We start from the raw sequence: 1,293 nt of genomic DNA, 5'->3' as shown, positions 1-1,293 counted from the left end.
TCAGACGTTGTGCAAGGCTCGGCAAGCGCCAAGGTCATGCGGCTTCGCTCTTGAGTGTTGGACTCGTTTCGTTCCGTTTGCCGAATGCGCTGCGGCGTTGTTCGGCAGCGATCGTAGTCAGGAAGGCTGCGGCGGCCATGACCAGGCTCATGTGGCGGTGCCAGCCATGCCAGGACCGCGCCTCGCAATGGTCGAGGCCGAGATCGTCCTTGGCTCGAAGGAAGCACTCCTCGATGGTCCAGCGCAGTCCCGCCGCAGCGGCGAGTTCGGCCAATGTCGTTTCGCTCGGGGCATGGGCAAAGTAGTAGGCGATGGCGTCAGGATCGCGCTGGCTCCTGCGGGCCAGCAGCCAACGGGCAAAGCCTTCTTGCGCGCCTCCCTTCAGCGGCAGGCGTACCCAGTCGTAAAGCCGGGATCCCTTTGCGCCTTCACCAGCCGACCGCGACTGCCAAGCTTGCGCCTCAAGCTCGCCGATGAGCGTCGCCGGATCGGTCTGGACGAACTGCCACTCGTCGATGAAGCGCAGCACCTGATTGGAGCGCACCGCCAGCACATAAGGCTGGCCGCGGCCCTCCAGCATGGTTCGGAACTTGTAGTCGGAGCCATAGAGCGCATCGGCCAGCACGAAGGCGCAAGGAACGCCCTCATCGAGGATCCTCGCGACCATCTCGCGCGCCATCGCCGGCTTGGTGGCGAAGGTCACCTCATCGGGAACAGAGGCCTTCACTCGCCGCTCGCGATCCTCTGCCCAGCCCTTCGGCAGATAGAGACGCCGATCGACGAGCGCATGGCCGAAGCGGCTGGCATAGCCGGCGAACACGCCGACCTGGCAGTTCTCGACCCGACCGGCCGTGCCGGAATACTGCCGCGCCACGCCGACCGAGTGCGTGCCCTTCTTCAGGAACCCGGTCTCGTCGATCACCAGAACGCCATCGGCATCGCCGAGCGCCTCGACGACATAGCGCCGGACCAAATCGTTCAGCCGGTCCGCCGACCAGGACGAGCGCCCCAGCAGCGACTGGATACGGAACGGCCGCTCAAGCCCCGCTTCCTCCGCCAGCATCCAGCCGGTCTTGCGCTCAGCCCTCGACAGAAGTCCGTCGATGAACACCGCCGCCGTCTCGCGCTGCTCCACCCGCTTGAAGGCCGGCGCGACATGCCGCTTCAGTTCCTCCAACGCCCGCCGCCAATCAATCAGCGTCCCTGTCCATTCCGCGACAGACATTATGACCACTCCCTGCCAAACTAACCAAACCGGCAGAGAATCATCATTCAAATAAATATGCAACTGTA

The 1,293-nt window shown here is 64.2% G+C and carries 1 protein-coding gene; it reads right to left on the bottom strand.

Features of this window, described 5'->3' with window-relative positions; all coding sequences use genetic code 11:
• Window positions 1-34 precede the first annotated feature (34 nt).
• The gene (locus SMD10_RS25365) at window positions 35-1,225 is read right to left on the bottom strand and encodes an IS701 family transposase (RefSeq protein WP_331688496.1); all 1,191 of its coding nucleotides are present in this window, start codon (window positions 1,223-1,225) and stop codon (window positions 35-37) included.
• Between the last annotated feature and the right edge of the window lie 68 nt (window positions 1,226-1,293).

The sequence above is a fragment of the Consotaella aegiceratis genome, from assembly GCF_036541425.1.
Taxonomy (GTDB): domain Bacteria; phylum Pseudomonadota; class Alphaproteobacteria; order Rhizobiales; family Rhizobiaceae; genus Consotaella; species Consotaella aegiceratis.
The sequence above is the reverse complement of the archived record's forward strand: the minus strand, read 5'-3'. Positions and strand labels throughout refer to the sequence as shown.

Bases quoted from the DNA above. Each gene is read 5' to 3' on its own strand.
- SMD10_RS25365 (WP_331688496.1), bottom strand. From the start codon at position 1,225: ATGTCTGTCGCGGAATGGACAGGGACGCTGATTGATTGGCGGCGGGCG.